General features: G+C 38.6%; 1 pseudogene. It reads right to left on the bottom strand.

Annotated features, from left to right (window positions below):
- Positions 1–1,927 (bottom strand): annotated as a pseudogene (locus CD128_RS10870) (SdrD B-like domain-containing protein); the annotation flags it as partial.
- Between the last annotated feature and the right edge of the window lie 1,776 nt (positions 1,928–3,703).

The following is a 3,703-nucleotide window of genomic DNA, read 5'->3' as shown; positions in this document are numbered from 1 at the left end:
AATCACTGTCTGAATCTGAGTCACTGTCTGAGTCGGAATCACTGTCTGAATCTGAGTCGCTGTCTGAATCTGAGTCGCTGTCTGAATCTGAGTCGCTGTCTGAATCCGAGTCGCTATCTGAGTCTGAGTCGCTGTCTGAATCCGAGTCGCTATCGCTGTCAGAGTCTGCATCGCTGTCTGAATCTGAGTCGCTATCGCTGTCAGAGTCTGCATCGCTGTCTGAATCTGAGTCACTGTCAGAGTCTAAATCACTGTCTGAATCTGAGTCGCTGTCTGAGTCTGCATCACTGTCTGAATCTGAGTCTGCATCGCTGTCTGAATCTGAATCGCTATCTGAGTCGGAATCGCTATCTGAGTCGGAATCACTGTCTGAATCTGAGTCGCTATCTGAATCGGAATCGCTATCTGAGTCTGAGTCGCTATCTGAGTCTGAGTCGCTATCTGAATCACTGTCGCTATCTGAGTCGGAATCGCTGTCTGAATCTGAATCGCTATCTGAGTCGGAATCACTGTCTGAATCTGAGTCGCTGTCTGAATCTGAGTCACTGTCGCTGTCTGAGTCTGAGTCGCTGTCTGAGTCGGAATCACTGTCTGAGTCTGAGTCGCTATCAGAGTCTGCATCACTGTCGGAATCTGAGTCACTGTCGCTGTCTGAATCTGAGTCGCTATCTGAGTCGGAATCACTGTCTGAATCTGAATCGCTGTCTGAATCTGAGTCGCTGTCTGAGTCTGAGTCGCTATCACTGTCAGAGTCTGACTCACTGTCTGAATCTGAGTCGCTATCTGAGTCGGAATCGCTATTTGAATCTGAGTCACTGTCGCTGTCTGAATCTGAGTCACTGTCGCTGTCTGAATCTGAGTCGCTATCGCTGTCAGAGTCGGAATCGCTATCTGAATCGGAATCGCTGTCTGAGTCTGAATCGCTGTCTGAATCTGAGTCGCTATCAGCATCTGAATCGCTATCAGCATCTGAATCGCTGTCTGAATCCGAGTCGCTGTCTGAATCCGAGTCGCTGTCTGAATCTGAGTCGCTGTCTGAGTCTGAATCACTGTCTGAATCTGAGTCGCTGTCTGAGTCTGAGTCGCTGTCTGAATCCGAGTCGCTGTCTGAGTCTGAGTCGCTATCTGAGTCTGAATCGCTGTCTGAATCTGAGTCGCTGTCTGAGTCGGAATCACTGTCTGAATCTGAATCGCTATCTGAGTCGGAATCGCTATCTGAGTCGGAATCACTGTCTGAATCTGAGTCGCTATCTGAGTCTGAATCGCTGTCTGAATCTGAGTCGCTATCTGAATCGGAATCGCTGTCTGAATCCGAATCGCTATCTGAGTCTTCGTCGAAGTATCCATTATCAATACTAAAATCATCATGATCAGTAATAGTTACATGTACATCTTCCCCGTCAGCATCTTTTTCATCATCACTACCTGAGTTTGTAGTAGTTTGAGTTAGCCCTTCAGGTTTATCGAAATGAACAATATAGTCTCCACTATCTAAATCATCAAAACGATATTTACCATTTTCATCTGTCGTTGTTGTTTTTAAAACGTTTCCATCTTTATCTTTTAATGTAACTGTTACGCCTTGAATTCCTTTTTCATCAGTATCTTGGATTCCATCCTTATTTGTATCTTTCCATACATAGTCGCCTAGACTATATTTCGGAGTTTTATAGAATCCACTATCTAGCGTCCAATTATCTGCATTATTAATAACTCCAGTAGTTGTTAAGCCATCTGAGTCTTTAGCATCATCATTACCTGAATCAACTTTGGTAGGCGTATAACCTTTAGGAGTTGAGAACTCAACTGTATATGTTCCATTTTGTAAGTTAGTGAATTGATACTTACCATTCGAATCAGTAGTAGTTTTATCTAATTCATTACCATTACTATCTTTAAGTGTAACGTAAACACCTTGGATACCTTTTTCATTTGAATCTTGGATACCGTCTTTATTTGTATCTTCCCACACGTAGTCACCTAAAGAATATCTTTTTAAATCTCCATCTGCAGTTGATGAACCTTGAGCAAGTGAATATGAATTTTTGTGAGTATAATTTTGCACATCCGTTTGCAACGTATAATCAATTCTTCCATTAGTAGCAGATGTTTCACTATCTGGGTTAGCAACTTGTTGGATAATATATTGTTTATTACTAGCCGTCGTCCCATCTAATAAAGTTACTGTTGCAGTCGTATTATTATTACTGTAAGTCACTTTAAAATTATTTGTAACATCTTTTAAACCTGAGGTTACAGGGGTGAAACTATCAGCAAACTGATTTTGATTAGTTACTTCATAGATTTTAAAATTATTAGCATTAGGATCAAATTTATAGCCTGTCAATTGACTAACTAAAACTTCTTTTTTGAAATTATTTTTAGGTTGATTGATATATACAGTCATATGACGTGCTAACGTATCAGGATCAATATAATTTGTACCTGCAACTAGTGTATTTCCTTTTTTATTACCATAGTCTACAGTAATATTTTCTGAATATTTATCATTACCTAGTGTAACGTCCATTGGATAAGTGGCTTTATCAGTATTGGCATTTTCACGTTTTGAAAATGTAACCTGTTCGAAGCTTCCTTTGATATTATCATATTGATCTACATAATTGGTAAATGTATATGTAGTAGAATTTGTAGCACTATTATATACACCTTTTGCAATCAAATTACCAGTGGAATTGTACAATTTTTGTTCTGTAGAAGGTAAACGTACTGAACCAGGACGATAATAATTTCCATATTGGAAAGTAAAAGTATCTCCTTCATGCACATCATCATCAACTGTATAATCAGCTTTTAACTTTAATACAGCCCCTGAGGTCGCCCAAAATTCCTCTTTTCCAGTATTTTTATTAATATTTGGTGGATCAATTTCGATATCAATATTTGAAAAATGAACTTTGTCATTTACATTTTCACCCGTAGTTACAGCAGCCAACTTTCTAAGCTTAGATAATGGGCTTGCCATATTTGAAGCAGTTCTTGCATTAGTAGCTAGTGACTCAGTTGTTGCTAATGTTTGGATTCCGTAATCATTGTTATTTGATTCATTAGCTAATGCAGCTCTTAAAATTTCATTATTCAATTCTTCTTTAGATAAATTTTTAAGATTACTATTATCATCAAGAGAATTTTTAATTTTAGAAGCATCTTCATTATTGATATTTAAATCATTTAAAGTTTTTTCAGCATAATTAATTTTTTCTTTTATAGTACTATTTTCATCAATATTATCTACTTGTTCTTTAGTATTAGTTGCGTTTTGGTCTGATATATTACCTTGTTTAGTAGATTCCTTTATACTAGATTCTTTCGTTGCTTCTTCTGTGCTAGATTCTTTTGTTGCTTCTTCTGTGCTAGCTTCTTTCGTTGCTTCTTCTGTGCTAGCTTCTTTCGTTGCTTCTTCTGTGCTAGATTCTTTCGTTGCTTCTTCTGTGCTAGCTTCTTTCGTTGCTTCTTCTGTGCTAGATTCTTTCGTTGCTTCTTCTGTGCTAGCTTCTTTCGTTGCTTCTTCTGTGCTAGCTTCTTTCGTTGCTTCTTCTGTGCTAGCTTCTTTCGTTGCTTCTTCTGTGCTAGATTCTTTCGTTGCTTCTTCTATGCTAGCTTCTTTCGTTGCTTCTTCTGTGCTAGCTTCTTTCGTTGCTTCTTCTGTGCTAGCTTCTTTCGTTGCTTCTTCTGTGCTAGC

The organism is Staphylococcus croceilyticus (assembly GCF_002902575.1).
Classification (GTDB): domain Bacteria; phylum Bacillota; class Bacilli; order Staphylococcales; family Staphylococcaceae; genus Staphylococcus; species Staphylococcus croceilyticus.
This window is presented reverse-complemented; position numbering and strand designations above follow the sequence as displayed.